The organism is Mesorhizobium sp. M0615 (genome assembly GCF_040320805.1).
GTDB lineage: Bacteria > Pseudomonadota > Alphaproteobacteria > Rhizobiales > Rhizobiaceae > Mesorhizobium.
Window position 1 is genome coordinate 111,634 of record NZ_JAMYQI010000002.1, and the last position, 17,838, is coordinate 129,471.

At 64.5% G+C, this 17,838-nt stretch carries 24 protein-coding genes, 1 pseudogene and 1 riboswitch; of the genes and pseudogenes, 6 read left to right on the forward strand and 19 right to left on the reverse strand.

All coding sequences use genetic code 11. The annotated features are described in order from the left end of the window. Positions 1-127: 127 nt before the first annotated feature. From NKI46_RS03275 to NKI46_RS03290, 4 genes are all read right to left on the reverse strand, one after another. A complete protein-coding gene (locus tag NKI46_RS03275; protein ID WP_352744759.1) occupies positions 128-1,135 on the reverse strand; it encodes an ABC transporter substrate-binding protein in 1,008 nt (335 codons plus the stop codon). Beyond that, complete coding sequence (locus NKI46_RS03280; RefSeq protein WP_352744762.1) at positions 1,132-1,914, reverse strand: ABC transporter ATP-binding protein; 783 nt, start codon at positions 1,912-1,914, stop codon at positions 1,132-1,134. The genes NKI46_RS03275 and NKI46_RS03280 overlap by 4 nt, the downstream gene beginning before the upstream one ends. Next, positions 1,911-2,753, reverse strand: coding sequence for an ABC transporter permease (locus NKI46_RS03285; protein ID WP_023831086.1), 843 nt, complete (start codon positions 2,751-2,753; stop codon positions 1,911-1,913). The genes NKI46_RS03280 and NKI46_RS03285 overlap by 4 nt, the downstream gene beginning before the upstream one ends. A gap of 255 nt (positions 2,754-3,008) precedes the next feature. Next, a complete protein-coding gene (locus tag NKI46_RS03290; RefSeq protein WP_023670364.1) occupies positions 3,009-3,617 on the reverse strand; it encodes a YkoF family thiamine/hydroxymethylpyrimidine-binding protein in 609 nt (202 codons plus the stop codon). Beyond that, positions 3,608-3,720: riboswitch (TPP riboswitch) on the reverse strand. It overlaps the preceding gene by 10 nt. Positions 3,721-3,930: 210 nt before the next feature. Between NKI46_RS03290 and NKI46_RS03295 the strand changes: the two are divergent. Both NKI46_RS03295 and NKI46_RS03300 read left to right on the forward strand, forming a co-directional pair. Next, positions 3,931-4,320: pseudogene (locus tag NKI46_RS03295) on the forward strand (GSU2403 family nucleotidyltransferase fold protein); the annotation flags it as partial. Between the two features lie 265 nt (positions 4,321-4,585). Then, positions 4,586-4,837 (forward strand): hypothetical protein, encoded by a 252-nt coding sequence (locus tag NKI46_RS03300; RefSeq protein ID WP_023684826.1) that lies wholly within the window; start codon positions 4,586-4,588, stop codon positions 4,835-4,837. A gap of 156 nt (positions 4,838-4,993) precedes the next feature. Here the strand turns inward: NKI46_RS03300 and NKI46_RS03305 are convergent, their stop codons facing one another. The 4 genes from NKI46_RS03305 to NKI46_RS03320 form a co-directional block, all read right to left on the reverse strand. After that, positions 4,994-5,233, reverse strand: coding sequence for a DUF2934 domain-containing protein (locus NKI46_RS03305; protein WP_023695508.1), 240 nt, complete (start codon positions 5,231-5,233; stop codon positions 4,994-4,996). A gap of 92 nt (positions 5,234-5,325) precedes the next feature. After that, positions 5,326-5,541, reverse strand: coding sequence for a hypothetical protein (locus NKI46_RS03310; protein ID WP_023670360.1), 216 nt, complete (start codon positions 5,539-5,541; stop codon positions 5,326-5,328). 98 nt (positions 5,542-5,639) lie between these two features. Continuing rightward, positions 5,640-5,969 carry a DUF1236 domain-containing protein gene (locus tag NKI46_RS03315; RefSeq protein WP_023670359.1) on the reverse strand — a complete coding sequence of 110 codons (330 nt, stop codon included), beginning with the start codon at positions 5,967-5,969 and terminating at the stop codon, positions 5,640-5,642. A gap of 342 nt (positions 5,970-6,311) precedes the next feature. Then, positions 6,312-6,614 carry a hypothetical protein gene (locus NKI46_RS03320; RefSeq protein ID WP_023689013.1) on the reverse strand — a complete coding sequence of 101 codons (303 nt, stop codon included), beginning with the start codon at positions 6,612-6,614 and terminating at the stop codon, positions 6,312-6,314. 161 nt (positions 6,615-6,775) lie between these two features. Here NKI46_RS03320 and NKI46_RS03325 point away from each other — a divergent pair, with 161 nt between their 5' ends. Further along, on the forward strand, positions 6,776-7,102 hold the full coding sequence (locus NKI46_RS03325) for a hypothetical protein (RefSeq protein WP_352744766.1): 327 nt from the start codon (positions 6,776-6,778) through the stop codon (positions 7,100-7,102). Between the two features lie 393 nt (positions 7,103-7,495). Here NKI46_RS03325 and NKI46_RS03330 read toward each other — a convergent pair whose 3' ends face one another. From NKI46_RS03330 to NKI46_RS03340, 3 genes are all read right to left on the reverse strand, one after another. Next, a complete protein-coding gene (locus NKI46_RS03330; RefSeq protein WP_023670355.1) occupies positions 7,496-7,717 on the reverse strand; it encodes a hypothetical protein in 222 nt (73 codons plus the stop codon). Positions 7,718-7,980: 263 nt separating this feature from the next. Beyond that, entirely contained in the window at positions 7,981-8,388 is a 408-nt protein-coding gene (locus tag NKI46_RS03335) for a heme-copper oxidase family protein (RefSeq protein WP_023684822.1), read from the reverse strand. 153 nt (positions 8,389-8,541) lie between these two features. Then, entirely contained in the window at positions 8,542-8,778 is a 237-nt protein-coding gene (locus NKI46_RS03340) for a hypothetical protein (protein ID WP_023670353.1), read from the reverse strand. 233 nt (positions 8,779-9,011) lie between these two features. Here NKI46_RS03340 and dinB point away from each other — a divergent pair, with 233 nt between their 5' ends. The 3 genes from dinB to NKI46_RS03355 all read left to right on the forward strand — a co-directional run bounded on the left by dinB (position 9,012) and on the right by NKI46_RS03355 (position 10,794). Further along, positions 9,012-10,253 (forward strand): DNA polymerase IV, encoded by a 1,242-nt coding sequence (gene dinB, locus NKI46_RS03345; RefSeq protein WP_352740420.1) that lies wholly within the window; start codon positions 9,012-9,014, stop codon positions 10,251-10,253. A 285-nt stretch (positions 10,254-10,538) separates the two neighbouring features. Next, complete coding sequence (locus NKI46_RS03350) at positions 10,539-10,637, forward strand: hypothetical protein (protein ID WP_023670351.1); 99 nt, start codon at positions 10,539-10,541, stop codon at positions 10,635-10,637. A gap of 58 nt (positions 10,638-10,695) precedes the next feature. Beyond that, entirely contained in the window at positions 10,696-10,794 is a 99-nt protein-coding gene (locus NKI46_RS03355) for a hypothetical protein (RefSeq protein WP_023684816.1), read from the forward strand. Between the two features lie 192 nt (positions 10,795-10,986). Here the strand turns inward: NKI46_RS03355 and NKI46_RS03360 are convergent, their stop codons facing one another. The 8 genes from NKI46_RS03360 to minC form a co-directional block, all read right to left on the reverse strand. Beyond that, on the reverse strand, positions 10,987-12,156 hold the full coding sequence (locus tag NKI46_RS03360; protein WP_352520202.1) for a hypothetical protein: 1,170 nt from the start codon (positions 12,154-12,156) through the stop codon (positions 10,987-10,989). A 145-nt stretch (positions 12,157-12,301) separates the two neighbouring features. Next, positions 12,302-13,183 carry an EamA family transporter gene (locus NKI46_RS03365; protein ID WP_352520201.1) on the reverse strand — a complete coding sequence of 294 codons (882 nt, stop codon included), beginning with the start codon at positions 13,181-13,183 and terminating at the stop codon, positions 12,302-12,304. A gap of 554 nt (positions 13,184-13,737) precedes the next feature. Beyond that, positions 13,738-14,319: a dihydrofolate reductase family protein gene (locus tag NKI46_RS03370; protein ID WP_352744769.1), complete on the reverse strand. Its 582-nt coding sequence runs from the start codon at positions 14,317-14,319 to the stop codon at positions 13,738-13,740. 165 nt (positions 14,320-14,484) lie between these two features. Continuing rightward, the gene (locus NKI46_RS03375) at positions 14,485-15,021 is read right to left on the reverse strand and encodes an SRPBCC family protein (RefSeq protein WP_352744771.1); all 537 of its coding nucleotides are present in this window, start codon (positions 15,019-15,021) and stop codon (positions 14,485-14,487) included. Continuing rightward, complete coding sequence (locus NKI46_RS03380) at positions 15,018-15,455, reverse strand: ArsR/SmtB family transcription factor (protein ID WP_352627422.1); 438 nt, start codon at positions 15,453-15,455, stop codon at positions 15,018-15,020. The genes NKI46_RS03375 and NKI46_RS03380 overlap by 4 nt, the downstream gene beginning before the upstream one ends. 336 nt (positions 15,456-15,791) lie before the next feature. Further along, a complete protein-coding gene (gene minE, locus NKI46_RS03385; protein ID WP_023684809.1) occupies positions 15,792-16,064 on the reverse strand; it encodes a cell division topological specificity factor MinE in 273 nt (90 codons plus the stop codon). After that, positions 16,061-16,876, reverse strand: coding sequence for a septum site-determining protein MinD (gene minD, locus NKI46_RS03390; RefSeq protein WP_023670342.1), 816 nt, complete (start codon positions 16,874-16,876; stop codon positions 16,061-16,063). Before minD ends, minE begins: the two co-directional genes overlap by 4 nt. A gap of 49 nt (positions 16,877-16,925) precedes the next feature. Continuing rightward, positions 16,926-17,756: a septum site-determining protein MinC gene (gene minC, locus NKI46_RS03395; protein ID WP_352744775.1), complete on the reverse strand. Its 831-nt coding sequence runs from the start codon at positions 17,754-17,756 to the stop codon at positions 16,926-16,928. Between the last annotated feature and the right edge of the window lie 82 nt (positions 17,757-17,838).

The following is a 17,838-nucleotide window of genomic DNA, read 5'->3' on the forward strand; positions in this document are numbered from 1 at the left end:
GCCGGCAGGCCAGAGGGGGTCGCCGCGCGTAAGGCGCTGACGTCCTCTGTCCGCGATAGGAAGTCGCGTCAGGACGTACCCACCCCCTCTGTCGCCTTCGGCGACATCTCCCCCTCGAGGGGGGAGATTACGCGCCCAAAAACTCGTTCGTAAAATACCCCCCGAAATCCGGCTTCTCCTTCAGAACCTTGCCATCGCCATCGAGCAATATGCCGGCCCTGAAGAGGTAGGTTCCGATCGCCTCGATCTTGGCCCTGGCGATGGTGCCGATGACGCCGTCCTGGCTGCGCAAGAAGTGTCCGTCGACCAGCATTTTCAGCGAAGCGTGGATCAGCGCCGGGTCGGTCAGCGCATCCCTGTTGGAAGCGATCAGCAGATCGCCGGCTTCCTGCGGGTGATCGCAGGCAAATTGGTAGCCGCGCCGCGTTGCCTCGACGAAGGCCGATGCGGCCTTCGGGTTTGCCTGGAGATATGCATTGCTGGAGGCGATCAAGGTGGTGTGCTCGTCGGGCACGCCGTAGTCGGCGTAGCGGAAGCCGCGCTGCCTGACGCCTCTCAACTCGGCAGCGACGCCTTCCCAGGTCGAGACCTCCAGCGTGAAGTCGACCGAGCCGTTGGCCAGCGCCTCATAGGCCGAGGTGCCTAATGTCACCGTCTCGAAAACGCCCTTGCCGCCATCGTGGCGGATGATGGTCGAGATCAGCGTGTTTTCCCAGGCGCTGCCGAAGCCGCCATAGGTCAGACCGTCAAGGTTTTTCGGGCCTTTAATCTCACTACGGTCCGCGTTGAAGACCAGCTGTCCGGTCTCCTGCTGGACCACGGCGTAGACCGCCTTGAGATCGGCGCCGGCAGCCCGCTGGGTGAACAGGCCGACGCCGGCAATGCCGAAATCGGCGATGCGGTTGGCGACCAGCGTGCCGGCGCCGGTATCGCCATAGGGCAGGATCTCAACATCGAGCCCAGCCTCGCCGTAAAACCCTTTGTCGCGGGCAACGAACAGGCCGACATGGTTGGTGTTGACCGTCCAGTCGAGCGCGACGGTGATTTTTTGCGTAGCCGCATGAGCGCGAGAGGCCAGCGGCAATCCGGCGGCCAGCGTCAGCAGCAAAGCCTGCCGGCGTGTGAATTCGGTCATGAAAAACTCCTTTGAGCGGTCTGCGGAAACAAGCCCCGGTCAGTCCCGGGATTGAGCAGCGTGTCGAGGATGTCGGCTTCGAGCGCGGCGGCCTGGCGCGCGGCATCGCCGCCGGTGGTGCGCGGGCGCGGCAGCGGCACGGCAATCTCGCCGATGATGCGGGCCGGCCGCGCCGACATCAGATAGATTCGATCCGAGAGGTAGACGGCTTCGCGCACGTCATGGGTGATCAGCAGCGCGGTCCAGCGGTGGCGCTGCCACATGCCTTCCAGCCAGCGCTGCACACCCGCGCGGGTCAGTGCATCCAGCGCGCCAAAGGGCTCGTCGAGCAGCAGCATGTCGCGCTGCTGCACCACGGTGCGCAAAAGCGCCGCGCGCTGGCGCATGCCGCCGGAAAGCTCGGCCGGCCAGGCGCGCTCGAAACCGGCAAGGCCGAACTCAGCGAACAACGGCGCGACGCGTTCGCGCGCCGCCTTGCGGCCAAGACCCTGCACTTCCAGCCCCAGCGTCACATTGTCGATGACGCGCCGCCACGGCATCAGCGCGTCGCGCTGCGGCATGAAGGCGAAGGGGCTGCCCTGCAATGGCGCGCCGTCGAAGCGCATGTCGCCCTCGCCTTTCAGCGCGCCGGTCAGCAACTGGAACAGCGTCGACTTGCCGGCGCCGGAAGGGCCGAGGATGGAGACGAACTCGCCGGCCGCGACATGAAGCGAAATGCCGGCGAGCACCTCAAGCGCGCCGAAGTTCTTCCTGATGTCCCGGAGTTCGAGCCGCGTCATTGACGGTTCTCTTCTGCAGCTTCAACCTTGCCGTCGCGGCTTTCGCTCCCTGCATTCTCCCAAGGCATGGCGAAGCGCTGGACGAGCACCGCAATGGCGAACAAGACAAGCGTGAGCGCGGCGCTGACGGCGACCGCGGCGAGCACCAGATCGGGCCGAAAGTTGTTCTTGGCATTGAGCATGTAGATGCCCAGCCCCTTCGCCGCCCCCGCATATTCGGCGAAGATCGCGCCGACGACGGCGTAGGTGATGGAGATGCGCAGCCCGGCGAAGAAATAGGGCAGCGCCGAAGGCAGGCGCGCCAGCCAGAAGATGCGCCAGCGCCCTGCCCCCATGGTGGCGAGCATCTGCGAAATCGCCTTGCTGGTCGCGGCAAAACCCTCGACCAGCGCCACCATCATCGGGAAGAAGGTAACGAGCGCCACAAGCAAGATTTTTGGCATCAGCCCGAAGCCGAACCACAGTACGATGAGCGGCGCAATCGCGACCAGCGGCAAGGTCTGGCTGATAATCAGCAGCGGAAACAGCGCGCGGCGCAGCGGGGCCAAGAAATCGACCAGCGCCGAAAGCACGAAGGCAGCGACCAACGAGCAGGCGAAGCCGGCTGATGTGGCGCGGATGGTGGGCAGCGTGTTGTCGGCAAGGGCAGCGCGATGCTCCCAGGCCTGCTGCAGCACGCGCGACGGCGCCGGCAGCATGGTGGGCGCAGCGCCACCATAGCGGGCGTAGAGCTCCCACGCCGCGAGGAGCAGGGCGGAGGCGCAGGCGGCGGGGATGGTCTTGGCGATGGCTGCGGCTAATCTCCCCCCTCGAGGGGGAGATGTCGCCGAAGGCGACAGAGGGGGTCGTCTCGCATAGAGCGCCCACGCCTTGCCGATGCGAAAAGGACGTCGGCGCTCCACGCGCTGGGACCCCCTCTGGCCTGCCGGCCATCTCCTGCTCGAGGGGGGAGATTCGTGGGCATCGCGGTCTTCGCCAATCGCCAATGGCTCCCCTCCTCTCTGTGCTGAGGGGTCAGAGGCATCTCCTCCACGCAATGGGTCAGATAAACCAGCCACGGCAATATCCTCAAGGAACGACGCTTGAGCCGCGGCTCAGACGGCGCTCGGGCTGTTCGCCGAGATCGTGATGTCGAGGGTGACGTGGCCGGCGCCGGGGCCGAAGCGGCAGAAGGCCTCGTTGAGCGTGGCAAACACCGCACCGGCATCGCCACGCAATTTGGTGCAGAAGTTCTTTGAGCGCTCAAAGACGCCGGACTGTTTCAGGAAATCGATGCAGCCGTAGATCTCGTCCATATGGTCGCCCGTGCCCATAACGTAGAGCGAGAACTGCGCCGCCACCGGCTGGCCGGTCGACGGCGTGGCCTGGACAGCGCGGATCGCGGCGATCTTGCGCTCGTCCAGCGGAATGGCGGGGCCGCCGGTCTCGTCGGAGCGGCAGATCGGATCGTCGGGCTCGCCCGGACAGCCGCGCGAGACCGCCGCCGAAAGCACGCAGTGCTTGCCGCTTTTGGCCGCCGCGACGAACAGGTCGCGCATGGCGGGAAACAGCACCTCGGGCGGCCCGACCATAAGGGTCGAGATGTCATCGGTTTCGATCCGCAGCCGGTCGCGCCAGGGATCGAGCGCGCCGAGCGCGCCGAGGATGACGCCGACGAAATCGTCGGTCATGGGATAAAGGGAAATCTGTGCGCCTGAAAACATCGCCCGCCTCGCTCCGCTGGTATTATCCAGATCAGCTTTAGGGTCCGAAGGCTTGCCGCCCTCATCTCAGCCCCGACGATACGGAGCACCCCTGTGGATGGGCGGGTTAAAGCACCGTTCGCGGCATTGGGGAAGCCGTTTGTTGAGGCACTGCGGGAAAGTGTTTTGGGCCAGACGTGCCGGGCGCCCGGGCGTTAACAGACGACTCGTCAGTTCGTTGCGTTATAACGTTTCCACGAACTTCTTATAACTGCGTTGAAATTCAAGCTGATAAACGTAATTATAAGAAAACGGCAGAGACTCCGCGCAGCCCTTACGGTTTCTGGATTTCCTTATCCGCGACCCCATCCGGACTGTGCTCCTGCATCGCTCGGGCTTGCCTGTGCTGGTCCCCTCGCCCCAGCGCTACGCCATCCACAAGCTGATCGTCGCCTCGCGACGCGGGCCGAGCGCTGGCGCCAAGCGGGAGAAGGATCTCCATCAAGCGCGCCTGCTGACCCAAGCGCTCGAAGCCACGCGTCGCCAGGACGACCTTGCCTTCGCCTTCATGGAAGCGTGGGACAAGGGCGAAAACTGGCGCGAGACGATCCGGGGCGGCTTGAACCTGTTCGACGCCGCCACGAGGGAAAACAGTCACACCATCCTGGGGAAATCCCTCCGCGAAATTGGTGCGACTCCTGAAGGATTCACGATGCGGGATTAGCTGAAGCGACCGCTGCTATATTCATTTCCATCGTCCCAACCGTACGAAATTGGCTTGACGCTTATTCGTACATAAAGTACGATATCTCTTTTCGCAGAGAGGAATGTCCTTGAGCACAGCGAACCATGTTGCCTTCGCCGATCTCTCTCGGCCTTTGCTGTCACCCCCGTCGTTGCCGCCGCCTTTGTTGCCGCCGCCTTTATTGCCGCCCCCTTTGTTGCCCTTGTCATTCGATCAGTGCGAACGCCTCGCCGGGGCCTGGCGAATGGCCAGCCAAGACATCGCCGACGACATCCGCTTCATCCGCCAATATCTGAAAGTCGTTGCCGAGAAGGACGAGAGGCTGTCGACCGGCACCCTTGTTCACAGCCGCGCCTATGTCGAGGCCTGCGCCGGCTGGCTGCCACAGACTGTAACGCGCTATCTGCGCCACCTGCGCCAGATCACCGAATGCGAACTGGCCATGACAGCTGCCGGCATTCGCTTTGCGCTGTCGAGTTATGCCTGGGAGGCATGAGGGCGCCTGTCGCCAAACACAAGGAATTGCGCTGCCCGTCGCAGGCGCAATTCGTCAGGTTGAGAGGCTCGGGCGCGCCTGAACGGCGGGCGCCAAGGATGGCCCCGGCCAGCGAATTCCGGCCTTGCTTTATTTCGACTGGCCTTATTTCTGGCCTTATTTCGATTTGGCTTTGCCGGACTTTGCGGCGGCAGGCTTCGCCGCCTTTGGCTTGGCGGCTGCCTTGGGGGGCTTGGCGTCAGCTTTCTTCGCCGCCTTTTTGGGCTTGGCGACCGCGCCATCGACTTCAGCCGTGGCCTGCTCCCAGTGTTCCTGATGCGCGCCTTCAGGCCGGCCGGCCTTTTCCCAGATCTCGTGCGCGCGCTGGCGAATGCGGTCCTGTTTGTCGTCCGTCACTTAAGCCTCCGTGGTTGGGTCCGGTCGGTTGGTCCAGATTCCACGAAAACATTAGCCGAAAATTCGACCGGCGTCTTGAGTGACGAGACATCTCAGCGCGGGTCGGAAATCACCGCAACGCCGAGCAGCGCCGCTTTCTTGACGATCAGCCCGGCGAGGTCGGCATCCGAACGATCGGTGCCGGTGCGCTCCCGCAGGAGCGCGATCGCTTCCTTCATCGATAACAGCGCCGTGTTGCGCTCGGCCAGCAACTTGTCGCAACACGCCGCAACATTGGCGGAGTTCGGGGTCTCGACATGCGGCAACATGGCAATTCTCCTTTCATCATGTTCGTCATTCGGCCCTGCCGCCCTTTTGGGAAGAACGACAGGGCCGTATCACCGATGAATGGTTAGGTTGTCGAGCGTTACTCGACCACCTCGACAATCCTGCGCGTGCTGGGGTCGACCAACACGGTATGGTTGTCGACGACGGCGTATCTGTACTGAACGTCGGGAACCTCCTGCAGCTCGACAGTGTCAGGCAAGGCAGTGCCGACATTCAATTCGACGCCGAGCAGATTGACCGAGGCAAGCGGATGTTTCTTTACGTATTGGTGCACGACCGTGCGCTGTTCCGGGGTGATGATCACCTGCTGCTGTGCCGGCTGCGTGACGATGACCTCGTCGGCGGCGGCAATGCCGATACCAGCGATCATGGCGAGCCCGGCGACGGCGGGAATAAGGATGGTTTTCATCTTCGTCTCCTGTCGTTGTTGGCGAGCTCCGCCGTGTTCCCGCATGAGGCGAAAACAGCGCAGATCGAGGTGGCGGGCTCCTGGAGGCAAACGCAGCCGGTACGGTCTTGTTCCGCAAGCGGAGACTAAATTGATCGGCTTCCGGTCATGCCAGCAGAACCCGCACCCGCAAGATTCGCATTGAAGCACAATCCCTCAGGAGACCTTCGACATGGACGATGCACGGCTCCAATTCCGGTGGCGATCGCGGCCGGCGCCGGCATTGATCCGGTGACCGCGTCGTGCCCGGCCAAGACCGGAACCGACCGCCTTCGTGCCACGCCGTGAAGTTTCAAGCAAAGGTCATTGCTTCGGCGGCTGCGCAGGCACCTCGCCAGGCTTGATCACCGGCGTCTTGCCCTGATCCGGCGGCGGCTGCGTCATACCCTGGTCACCACTGGGCGGCGGCTGCAGCACGCCGCCGCAGGGACCGAGCGTGCTGGACGATTCGCCACCGCCATTGGCGGCCGGCGGCTTCTGACCATCGTCCTGAGGCTGCGCCTGGCAAGGCGCGGCAGGGCCGTGCTGGTCGCTATTGTCCTGCGCGGCCGCCGGGTCGACCAGCGCCAAGAGCAGCACGCATGGGATGAGGGGGAAAGTCTTCATGGTCCAGCTCCTCTGGATTCATCACCTTGGCAAAGCAGACTAGTCCTTGGCAAAGCAGACTGGCGGCAATTGGTTCCACTGAAGCTGGAGTGGTTGCTGGAACCTGGCAGCCGGAAGTGAGTTCCACCTTCTCGACGCTAAGCCGCCCAGAGGAGGCAATCATGGAACGAAACAGAAAACCCAATGACGAGGTCGAGGCGCCACCGAGCAAAAACGATGCCCGCGACAGGATCGCCAATGATGAAGTGGAAGCGCCGACGCCGGGTCGGCAGGATTGGGATGCGCTGCGTGGCGCAACGGTCCTGCCCGACGGAGCAGATGAGGAAAGCCTGCCGGACACCACCGGTGTCGAGACGGAAGGCGAATTGCCCGAGGAGGATGACGACAACCCCTACCAGGACAGTGACGATGCCTTGCCCGACGACGCCGAGGAAGCCGCCATTGGTCACGATCTGGCGAGGCGCGGCGGCCCGTTCGACGACGTGTAAGGCAGCGACCGCGGATACTTTCGAGAGGTTTCCCGGGACGTCCACGCCGTCACCAGTTGGACCAAGGATGAGCTGAAGGCGATGCCGGAGCATCGCGATATTTCGAAGGATCCGGCTGGCCGGATCCTTCGTTTAAGGCGCCTTGGCGGTTTGGCTTAGCCCTTGTGGTCAAGGGCTGGACGGCGACAATCTCGGCACCTTCGACAGCCGAGAAGCAGCCGAGAAGCACGAACGCGAAGCCCAATATTTCAAGCGCCGTCGAGGCCGCTCGCCTGAAATCTTCAAAGTGCGCAAGAAATCCCCGCCGCGGGCGGTGCAGACACGCTCCAGCATCGCAACGCTGCGAACCGGGCCATCGCCCGCCGGCACTTGAGTGCCGACGGGCTCTGACCTTCAGTTCGACCCGGGATCGCCGAGCGCCTCGGTGACGAAGGACGCCGCGATCAGGTCGTCGGCGTCGAGGCGTAGGGAGCCTTCGACACCCCCCATGATGGCCGCGACCTTCTGGAAGGTCTGCATCTCGTGTTCAGTAACGCTGGCGTCTCGCATCCTGGCTTTCAGATCGGCGATGCGTCGGCCCAGTGAGGCCGACGTTCCGATTTCTCTGTTCGACATGGTGGCCTGCTCCTCCCCCAACCCATGCTGTGGACGTACTCAAGTCTGCCTATATATAAGGCAGCGCGAATACAGTCGCCGCAACGCGCGATATCTGGGAAGGTTCCGGCGCCAAATAGTCACGAAATAATACGTGGTGGGACTCGGGTATGTTGAGCGCCGACGCGGCGATAGACACCGCAGCCAGCGGCTGCGGCCATCGGCCTGGCCAACCCGCGTGGCGGGTCGCGAACGCGGGTCGGACTTGATCGCTGCGCGAACAGTCAGCGAGAAGCCGGCACCACGCCGGACACCGAGCGCGCCGTTTCGGGCGAAAACACCACGAAAGCAAAAACCAGAACGGCAGCGGCGACGATGAGCGAGCCGCCGGCGACGATCGGTTCAAGCGCCGGGTTTCCCTGCAGCATCACATACAGCGCCGGCAGCATGATCACTAGGCCGAGTGTGTAGAGCCCGTAGTGGATCATGGCGATGCGACGCGCCGCCTTTTGCGGATTGAGCGCGTAGTAGCCGCCGAAGATGGCGCTCGTCACCCAACCGAGCAGATTGATATGCGCGTGCGCCGGAAAAGCGGCGTGGTCACCCGAGATCGCCATCTGCAGGCCGGCCGCAATCCCCAACATCAGGAACAAGATGGCAGTTTTGAAAAAGAGTTCTGAAACCCTCGGCATGTCATTTCTCCCCCTATGCGGTCTGCGACCGCTTGCGACCTGGAGAATACACCCACGCGCAGAACTTTTCCACGCCGCGCTTATGGGCCATGCCTGCACAGCTTTTTGCACGCTGTTCGACTTTTCTGGCTGCCACAACCCGGCGCCGCCGCGCTACGGCGTCAGCAAGATGTCGGCGCCCGCTCGCTCGTCGAACACCACCGCGCAGCCGCGCCCCAGCGCCACTGCCGACAGCGCGTTGGCCACCGTCTCGTCCGGCGATACGAAATCACCGGTCAGCACTCGCAACTCCTCCACCGCCCTGGCCATTGACACGCAGTGCCCGGCAACGCGATCGCTCGTGCAGGCGTCAATGACGCTGACGAGGTCGATCATCTCGAACTGGCCCATACCGGCCTCCACAAAAACAGCGTCCCGTCGCGGATATGAACGCCGAGGCGAGAGACAATGTTCCGCAGGTCCGATGCCCAGGCGGAGCACTCGACAGCCCGACCTGGAACGGGCCGGCCGGCGACAACCGCTTCGCTTGACAATAGGCCCTGTTTGTTCTCTATTTGTTCGGCAAAAACGCCTCTCACAACAGACGCGGCTAATGCTGCAACGCCGCAAAGGGAACGGTCGGGATGGAGCCCACCATCCTGCATGCGGATCTCGACGCCTTCTACGCCTCGGTCGAGCAGCTGCTCGACCCGGCGCTCAGGGGCAAGCCGATCGCCGTCGGCGGCGGCGTCGTGCTTGCCGCTTCCTACGAAGCCAGGGTTTTCGGCGTGCGCGGCGGCATGCCCGGACAACGCGCGCGCGAGCTTTGCCCCGGACTGATCTTCGTCGGCGGCCATTTCGCCGACTATCAGCGGCTGGGCGACGCCGCCATCAAGGTGCTCGACGATTTCACGCCGCTGGTCGAGCGGATTTCCATCGATGAAGCCTTTGCCGACGTCGCCGGCTGCACGCATCTGTTCGGGCCGCCGGCCGAGATCGCCGCCACGGTGCGTCGGCGCGTCCGGGCAGAGCTCGGCCTGCCGATCTCGATCGGCGTGGCGCGCACCAAGCATCTGGCCAAGATCGCCTCGCAGGTGGCCAAGCCCGACGGGCTGGTGGTGGTCGATCCGGACACCGAACTTGCCTTCCTGCATGATCTGCCGGTCGGGCTGATGTGGGGCGTCGGCCCGGCGACCAGAGCGCGGCTGGCCGAGATCGGCATCGAGACCATCGGCCAGTTGGCAAAGACGCATGGTGGGGCGCTGCGAAGATTGCTCGGGCCCGCCGCCGGCGAAAAGCTGTCGTGGCTGGCATGGAACCGCGACCCGCGAAAGCTCGAAACCCACAGGCGGTCGCATTCCGCCGGCGCGCAGTCGGCGCTTGGCAGACGGCCGGCCGAGGCGCGTATCTTCGGACCCGTCCTGCTGCATCTGGCAGACCGGGTCGCCAGCCGGCTCAGGGCGAAATCACGGCCCGGGCGCACGGTGACGGTGCGCGTGCGTTTCGCCGATCTGCACGCTGTCACACGCTCGCTGACGCTCGAGCAGCCGATTTCGGCAACCGCGATGCTGGCCGAAATCGCCGGGGAGCTGGTGCGCGGCGTGCTGGCCGCCAACCCTCGGGAGAAGACCATCTCGTTGCTGGCGATCTCGGTGTCGCAGCTGGAAGAAAGTGTCGAGCTGCAGCTGGAGTTGCCGCTCGGGCTTGCCGATGAAAAGCAGCGGCCCGGCAGCAGGCAAGGCCTGGCGCGCTTTGGCGCCGATAGCGCCATCGACAAGATCCGCCAGCGCTTTGGCAGAGAGGCTGTCGGCTATGGCGCCGTGGCGCTGGAAGCCCGGCGCTCGGTTCCCGATGCCTTCCGCGAACTGGCGGAGAAGGAACTGTGAGTGCGGCGCGACGGCAAGGCCAATGTTTAGGCTGGACCCCTCCGCGCTGCATTGCCGCTCTGTTTGAGCAGGCCGACCAACCAGGCCAGACCCGCCGCAGTTTCGGACATTTTTCGCACCGCAACCCGGCCACGCCATGCACGCCCAAGAACAACGCTTTGTCGATGAAGGTGGACTTGCAGTTAGCGCATCGGCGCCAAGAAAAACCGGGATGGGACAGCGAGGCCGCGAAGGTTGACAGTGCCGATCCGTCTGGCATTATCGCGTAAGCTTGGAGGATTCACTATGAAGAAAACCTATTCGAAGCCTGTTCTGGTCAAAAAAGGCAAGCTTTCGCAGGTTACGGCGCTCGCCAATGGAGCGGGTTCCGGCCCGATCGAGTGAAGTCGTTGAGTCGGCTGTCGCCTGATCTGGCGGCCTCGCCTGACACTGGAGATGCGGCATGAAGAAGACCTATTCGAAGCCGGTGCTGGTCAAGAAGGGCAAGCTCTCGCAGGTTACAGCCGACAATGGTAACGGCTCCGGGCCGGTCGCAGTCTAGCAGCCGATCATCCGGACGCCTTGTGCCGTCTGGCCGGGAACAGGGCTTTGGGTGCCCGACGTGGAGAGTGGAAAATGAAGAAAACCTATCTGAAACCGGTGCTGGTCAAAAAAGGCAAGCTCTCGCAGGTCACCGCGAACGGTGCTTCCAATCCGCGATAAACCCTTTCACCCCGATTAATCGCGACACGCTTCAGCGCACAACCACCAGATCGTCGAGCACGAGCTGCCAATAGTGGCTCGTGGAGAGGCGCACGCGCGTCACCGCCGCCAGCATCGGCGCGTAGTGGACGGGCGCCAGTGCCGACAGGACGATCGTGTCGCTGGCGATCAGCCGGTCGCCAAGCCAGCTCTCGACCAGTGCGGTTTCGCCTTCGGACTTCAACCATGCCGCTGTCAGCATCACGGAATGGAACCCGAACGGTTTGTCGCTCGAGAATTCGGCCGGGTGTCCGCTGCTCGTATAGCAGACATGGTCTCCCGAGATATTGCCGTTGACGTAGCCTTCGCTGCCTTCGGTATGATCGCGCGCCAGTGCGTTCAGGTTGAACCAGGTCAACCCGGCATAACCGGACGGCACCTTGCGCAGGCCGCGCGTCGTGACATCGTCGAAACCGATGGCCTGCAAGGACGCGGCGCTGTCGACAGCCGCGTTCTCGGGCGACAGCAGGCCGAGCTCGGTCGGGTAGGCCGACAAGGCCAGTCGTCGTTCCATGCCACCGCCGGTGATTTCGATCGCGTCGGCGTCATCGGGCAGATCGAGGCGGAAGCCATCGCTGAGCGGATGCACCGCCACCTCTTGCCCTTTCGCCATCACCGAGATGCTCGCCGAGACACCGTCCGCTCCGCGGCCGCTGAGCCGGCGTATCGCAAACAGGCCGACCGGCTGCAGCATTGCTTCCGAGACCAGCCCGGTGGGCGAGCCCGGCAGCGGCCGGAGGTGCTGCGACTGGACCTCGTTGGCGCTGCTGGAGCGCCAGCCGGGCGGAACCGACACGGTGAAGCGGTAGCTGCCCGGCACATGGATGGGCGCGGCCCGACGTTTCGCCGACGCCAGGAAATTGGCAAAGCCGCCGCGGTTGCTCCGCGCCGCGGCGACGAAGCGGCCGTCGCCATCATGCAGTCTGACCATGATGCCGGCCATCGGGCGGTCGCCGAGCCCGTAGCGGCCGTCGCGATCGGCATCGAAATAGACAAAGGACGAATGATTGAGCTTACCGTGGTTGCCCGACCAGTCGCGGCGCACGGCGTAGTCGTTGGCCGGATCTTCACGAAGCCGGGCTCTGCGACGCGACCGCGCCAGCCGCCAGGCCAAAGCCGCAACGACAGCGGCGAGCCCGACAAGGAGTATTGCCTTGATCACGGACGGCTCAAGCAATGCTGTCGGCCCTGCTCATCTGGATCTCCTGCGCATACATCGATCCATATATCGATGCTGCAGGCGCTTGAGCAACCGGACACGGGACCGGCGGACCACGGCATCGGCGTCACATATCCATTTCAGGCAACTATTCCGGCGACGGTACCGGCGGCTTCGTCGTCAGCGCCGCGCCGAAGGCGGCGACGACCACGGCGGCGATGCCCGCGCATTGCAGCGGGCTCAGGGTCTCGTGCAGGAACAGGAAGCCGGCCAGCGCGCCCAGCGCCGGCTCCAGACAAGTCAGCGTGCCGTAGAGCCTGGCCGGCATCCGGGTCAGCGCCACCATCTCCAGCCAGAACGGCAAGGCGCTGGAGAACAGCCCGACCAGCAGCGCGCTGACCAGGATCGCGGGTGCGATCAGGCCGGTACCCGCCTCGGCTAGGCCGAACGGCAGGGCGACAGCAGCGGCAATGACCAGGCCGTAAGCCGTGGTCTGGCTGCCAAGCTCGGCGCCCGCCTTTTGCGCAAAGACGATGTAGAGCGCCCAGCAGCAGCCGGCGGCCAGCGCCAGCATCACGCCGATCGGGTCGAGTGCACTGCCGGAGTGGATGAAGGGCGACAACAGCAATATGCCGGCAACGGCCAGCACCACCCAGACGAAGTCGGTGGCGCGCCGCGACGACAGCGTCGCCACGAGCAGCGGGCCGGAGAATTCGAGCGCCACCGCGACGCCGAGCGGGATTCTGGCGAGCGCTGCGTAAAACAGCAGGTTCAGCGCCGCGAGGTTGACGCCATAGGCGATGAGCCAGGGCAGAACGGCGCGCGACGGCCGCACCCGCCACGGCCTCAGCACCGCCGCCAGCATCAGCGCGCCCACGGCCAGCCGCAGCGCCGTGGTGCCATTGGCGCCGATCAGCGGAAACAGGCCCTTGGCGAAGGTGGCGCCGATCTGGATCGACACCATGGCGCCAAGCAACGCGCCGATCGGCAAGCCCTTCGCTTCAGCTGCGGCAATCGGCGTCGACGTCAATTCCAGTCCCTCCCCGCGCGACCAGCCGGCCGTAGCGCAGGCCGGAGATAGGGATAAAGGGCCTGGCTGTCGTGTGGCACGAGCGGGCTGTTGATAGGGCAAGGGTGGGAGGCGAACGCCGACACCCTTCCTCTCCCCCGTCGATCGGGGAGAGGTGTCGAGCGAAGCTCGACGGAGTGGGGGTCGACCGTCCATCACATCCGCCCGATTGCCTGCTTGCCGGAGGCGGCGACCGTGGGTTTCCTGAGCGCCTTCCCCCACTCCGTCGCCGCTTCGCGGCGCCACCTCTCCCCCCTCCGGAGGGAGAGGAAAATGCCAGCTCGCATAAGCTCGCGCCCTTCCTCTCCCCCGTCGATCGGAGGAGAGGTGTCGAGCGTAGGTCGACGGAGTGGGGGTCGACCGTTCATCCGCCTGATTGCCTGCTTGCAGGCATTTCGCGCTCGCTTCCGTCGCTCCTGTTTTGCGGCGACCGTGGGTTTCATGAGCGCCTTCCCCCACTCCGTCGCCGCTTCGCGGCGCCACCTCTCCCCCCTCCGGAGGGAGAGGAAAAGAGGCTAGCTCGCCAGCCCATACACCAGGCTCACCCGCCCATCCGACAGCTGGCCGACCTGGCGCAGCTCCAGTCCGTGCCGGGCGTGCACCGTGCCGAACAGCGCCTTGCCGTCGCCGGCGAGCAGCGGATAGACGATCAGCCGCATTTCATCCACTAGCCCCGCCTGGATCAGGCTGGCGGTGATGCGGGCGCCGCCCATGAGGTAGATGTCCTTGCCGGGCTCGCGCTTCAGCGCCGCGACGTCGTCGAGGCGGCGCAGGAAGCGCGTCGAGGCCCAGGCTGACGTCGTCATGGTGTTCGACAGCACATAGTGCGGGGTTTTCGCGGCAAAGCGCGCCCATTCGAGTTCGGCCGGGTCGACCAGCCTGCCGGTCATCGGCAATGGCTGGTCCGGCTCGTTCTGTTGGATCGCGCTCCAGTAGCGCTCATAACCGGCATACATGACGCCGCCGAGCAGGCAGGCGTCGATCTCAGGCATCAGGCCGTATTCCTCCGACCAGTTGTCGACCCAGTCGGCGAAGCCTTCGGGGCCTTCCATCTTGCCGTCGATGGAGATCTTCATTCCGGTGATCAATTTACGCATGACTTCCTCCTTCGGGCTTGCGGGATGCAAGCACGTTGCCTGGTTTCATTTCCGCTGGCGCGCCGCGGTGTCTGGCGAAGGCGCGTGTTTCGCCGGCCCTTGCGCCGGCATCCGGCGCAAGGGATCGATGGTGCCCGGTTGGACCGGGCGATGCGTTAGGTCAGGTCAGGCCGGCAGGCGCCGGTCGTATTCCGCCACGATACGGCTAAAGCTGTCCCAGAACGGTTCGGGCTTCTCGGCCGCTACGCGGGCAACCAGGAGGTCGAGATGCACGTGCCAGCCGGCGGCATGCATCATCAGGCTTGAGCGGTCCGGCAGGCGGCGGTGGACCAGGGTGAGCAGGACGTCGTCGCCGCGCTGCGCCAATTCGAAGGCGACATTGCCGCTGCCGTTCCAGGTGATGGTGAGCTTGCGCGGCGGATCGCACTCGACGATCTGGTTGTGCATCCGCTGCTCCCCGCCACTGAAGCTGGCCGGCCTGTCGCCGGGCGGGTCGGTCAGTTCGTCATTGCGCCAGACCAGATCGAAGGAAGAGCCTTCCTCCATCTCCATGTCGCCGGCCGCCAGCCATTGGCGGCGCAGATCGCTCTGCGTCAGATATTCCCAGACGCGCTCCCTGGTTCCGGGCAAAAGCCGTTCGATCCTCAACGTGGCCGGCTGGATCAGCTGGGCGTAGCCGTCGAAGCTGTTCATCTGGTTCATCGGTCGTCTCCCTCGGATGATGTTGGCCTGGATGTGTCTGGCTTGGGTGATTCCGGCTTCGATGGTTCTGGATTTGCCGGTGCCGGCGTTGTCGACGTTTTGCGCCCCGCCTCCTCGCGCAAAAGCTGTTCGAGGACATCGAGGCGGCTGTTCCAGAAACGCGCGTATTGGCCGAGCCACTGATAGGCGGTGGCCAGCGGGCGGGCCTCGAGGCGGCAGACATGGGTGCGCCCGCGCACTTCGCGCCGGATCAGCCCGGCATGCTCCAGCGCCTTGATGTGCTTGGAGGCGGCGGCCAGCGACATGGCAAAGGGCTGCGCCAACTCGCTCACCGTACGCTCGCCGCCGGCGAGGTGGTTAAGCATGTTCCGGCGCGTGGCGTCGCCGAGGGCGTGAAAAACCTGGTCCATCTGGGGCGCCTCTAATTCAACCATGTAGTTGAATATAGAGGCGAGATTTTAGATAGTCAACTAGTTGGTTGAATGTTTTTTGGGGAGAGGCGCAAACGCCCTACCTCCCCCTTGTGGGAGGTCGGACCGCAGGTCCGGGTGGGGGTGCTTGGCGCAGGCGAGCGCGAGGAGCGCAATCTCCCCCCTCGTGGGGGAGATGTCCGGCAGGACAGAGGGGGGCGCGAAGGATCGCTACATCTCGGCGAATCCAGATCTTCGGCAAAGCCGTTGCTACATGTAATCGACAGGCCGGCGGGACAGCGCCCCCCTCTGGCCTGCCGGCCATCTCCCCCACAAGGGGGGAGATCAGCAGCTTCAATCTCACCCCGCCATCGCCAGCGGCACCGCGCTCTTGTTGGGGATCTGGATGTCGATCTCCAGCGTCGACATGGTCTCGCCGCGGTCCATCGAAACTTGCAGATAATCCTGGTCGATCTGCACGTGCTTGGCGATCACCGCCATGATCTCCTCGCGCAGGATGGAGACGAGATCGGGCTGGCTGCGGTTGCGGCGCTCATAGGCGAGAAGCACTTGCAGCCGTTCGCGCGCCACCGGCGCGCTGGTGCGCCGCTTGAAGATGTCGAGCAGGTTCATGCCGCCCTCCTTCCCAAAAGACGATCGAGGAAGCCCTTGCGCTCGAAGGGCACGATGACCGGCAGCTGTTCGCCCTCGAGCCGCTTGGCCGCGTCGATGTAAGCCTTGGCGGCGGCGTTCAGCGGCTCCGACAGCGTCACCGGCGAACCGAGGTTGGAGGCGCGCAGCACATCCTGGCTTTCCGGAATGATGCCGAGCAGCGGCACCGACAGTATCTCCAGCACATCGTCGATCGACAGCATTTCACCGCGCGCGGCGCGTCCCGCATCGTAGCGCGTGACCAGCACATGCTTGGCGATCTGCTCGCCCTCCTCGGCCCGCAAGGTGCGGGAATCGAGCAGGCCGATGATGCGGTCGGAATCGCGCACCGACGACACTTCCGGATTGGTGACGATGACCGCCTCGTCGGCAAAGCGCATGGCGAGTTGCGCGCCGCGCTCGATGCCGGCCGGGCTGTCGCAGAAGACATAGTCGAACACCGAGCGCAGCTTGCCGATGACCTCGGCCACGCCCTCCTCGGTCAGCGCATCCTTGTCGCGCGTCTGCGAGGCCGGCAGCAGGAACAAAGTCTCGACCCGCTTGTCGCGGATCAGCGCCTGCGACAGCTTTGCCGAGCCCTGGATGACGTTGACGAGGTCGAACACCACGCGCCGTTCGGCGCCCATGATCAAATCGAGGTTGCGCAGGCCGACATCGAAATCGACCAGCGCCACCTTCTTGCCGGTCTTGGCGACCGCCGCCCCCAGAGCCGCGGTAGAGGTCGTCTTGCCGACGCCCCCCTTGCCCGAGGTGACCACCACTACCTTGCCCATCAATAAAGCCTCCGTTGTTGTTCGTTATGTCGTTGTCGGGCGAGACGCATTAGCTGAAAGGGGCGATGCGCAGCATGCCGTTGTCGAGAAATGCCTGCACAGGCTTGCCCCGGACTGACGGGTCCATCTCCTCGGCCGTGCAATACCAGCCATCCACGGACAGAAGCTCGGCCTCGTTCCTGCGGCAGAAGACGCGCGCCGCCGTGTTCCCTTGAGCGCCTGCCGAAGCGCGGCCGCGCAGCGTGCCATAGACATGGATCGAGCCGGTGGCGACGATCTCGGATCCGGACGCGACCGAGCCCAGCACGATGACATCGCCATGCGGATGGAAGATGAGCTGGCCCGAACGGATCGGCGAGCGGATCATCAACGTGCCAGCGTCGGGTGCGGCAATTTTGGCGTCTTTCGGCTGTGCCCTGGCATCGCTCGCCGGTTTCAAATCGCCCGCCTTCAAATCGCCGGCCTCTGCCTTGATGTCACCGGCCGCCTTCGTATCGCCTGCCGGCGTGGCGTCCTCCGCCCTGCCCGCCTTGCGGCTCGGCTGCAGCAGACCGTCGGTGGTCGCCTCCTTGGCGCCGACCAGCACCGGCGGCAGATGCGCGCCAAGCTCGGCGCCGCCGTCGAGTTCGATGGCATAGATGCGGATGCCGCGCTGGCCGAGCAGATCGACCAGCGCTTCGATGGCCACGACATCGGGCTTCAGCACGTTGAGATCGAGCACCACCGGGCGCCCGGCAAAATAGCCCGGCGAGTTGCCGACCCAGCGATCCAGGCTCTCCAGCCACACATCCAAAGGCGCCTCCGGCGTCAGCGTGAAAGCGACGAAGGAGCGGGCGCGAAAGCGAATGGATTTGGCCTCGAGGGGAGCGGCAAAGGTCACGGCGGGCGATTCCTTACTGAGAGGTAAACGCTAGCGGTGGTATGGTTAATGAAAGGTTAATGAACTGAATAACCGCATGGCA

Bases quoted from the DNA above. Each gene is read 5' to 3' on its own strand.
- NKI46_RS03275 (WP_352744759.1), bottom strand. From the start codon at position 1,135: ATGACCGAATTCACACGCCGGCAGGCTTTGCTGCTGACGCTGGCCGCC.
- NKI46_RS03280 (WP_352744762.1), bottom strand. From the start codon at position 1,914: ATGACGCGGCTCGAACTCCGGGACATCAGGAAGAACTTCGGCGCGCTT.
- NKI46_RS03290 (WP_023670364.1), bottom strand. From the start codon at position 3,617: ATGTTTTCAGGCGCACAGATTTCCCTTTATCCCATGACCGACGATTTC.
- NKI46_RS03300 (WP_023684826.1), top strand. From the start codon at position 4,586: ATGGCCAGCCAAGACATCGCCGACGACATCCGCTTCATCCGCCAATAT.
- NKI46_RS03310 (WP_023670360.1), bottom strand. From the start codon at position 5,541: ATGTTGCCGCATGTCGAGACCCCGAACTCCGCCAATGTTGCGGCGTGT.
- NKI46_RS03315 (WP_023670359.1), bottom strand. From the start codon at position 5,969: ATGAAAACCATCCTTATTCCCGCCGTCGCCGGGCTCGCCATGATCGCT.
- NKI46_RS03320 (WP_023689013.1), bottom strand. From the start codon at position 6,614: ATGAAGACTTTCCCCCTCATCCCATGCGTGCTGCTCTTGGCGCTGGTC.
- NKI46_RS03325 (WP_352744766.1), top strand. From the start codon at position 6,776: ATGGAACGAAACAGAAAACCCAATGACGAGGTCGAGGCGCCACCGAGC.
- NKI46_RS03330 (WP_023670355.1), bottom strand. From the start codon at position 7,717: ATGTCGAACAGAGAAATCGGAACGTCGGCCTCACTGGGCCGACGCATC.
- NKI46_RS03335 (WP_023684822.1), bottom strand. From the start codon at position 8,388: ATGCCGAGGGTTTCAGAACTCTTTTTCAAAACTGCCATCTTGTTCCTG.
- NKI46_RS03340 (WP_023670353.1), bottom strand. From the start codon at position 8,778: ATGGGCCAGTTCGAGATGATCGACCTCGTCAGCGTCATTGACGCCTGC.
- dinB (WP_352740420.1), top strand. From the start codon at position 9,012: ATGGAGCCCACCATCCTGCATGCGGATCTCGACGCCTTCTACGCCTCG.
- NKI46_RS03350 (WP_023670351.1), top strand. From the start codon at position 10,539: ATGAAGAAAACCTATTCGAAGCCTGTTCTGGTCAAAAAAGGCAAGCTT.
- NKI46_RS03355 (WP_023684816.1), top strand. From the start codon at position 10,696: ATGAAGAAGACCTATTCGAAGCCGGTGCTGGTCAAGAAGGGCAAGCTC.
- NKI46_RS03370 (WP_352744769.1), bottom strand. From the start codon at position 14,319: ATGCGTAAATTGATCACCGGAATGAAGATCTCCATCGACGGCAAGATG.
- NKI46_RS03375 (WP_352744771.1), bottom strand. From the start codon at position 15,021: ATGAACCAGATGAACAGCTTCGACGGCTACGCCCAGCTGATCCAGCCG.
- NKI46_RS03380 (WP_352627422.1), bottom strand. From the start codon at position 15,455: ATGGTTGAATTAGAGGCGCCCCAGATGGACCAGGTTTTTCACGCCCTC.
- minE (WP_023684809.1), bottom strand. From the start codon at position 16,064: ATGAACCTGCTCGACATCTTCAAGCGGCGCACCAGCGCGCCGGTGGCG.
- minD (WP_023670342.1), bottom strand. From the start codon at position 16,876: ATGGGCAAGGTAGTGGTGGTCACCTCGGGCAAGGGGGGCGTCGGCAAG.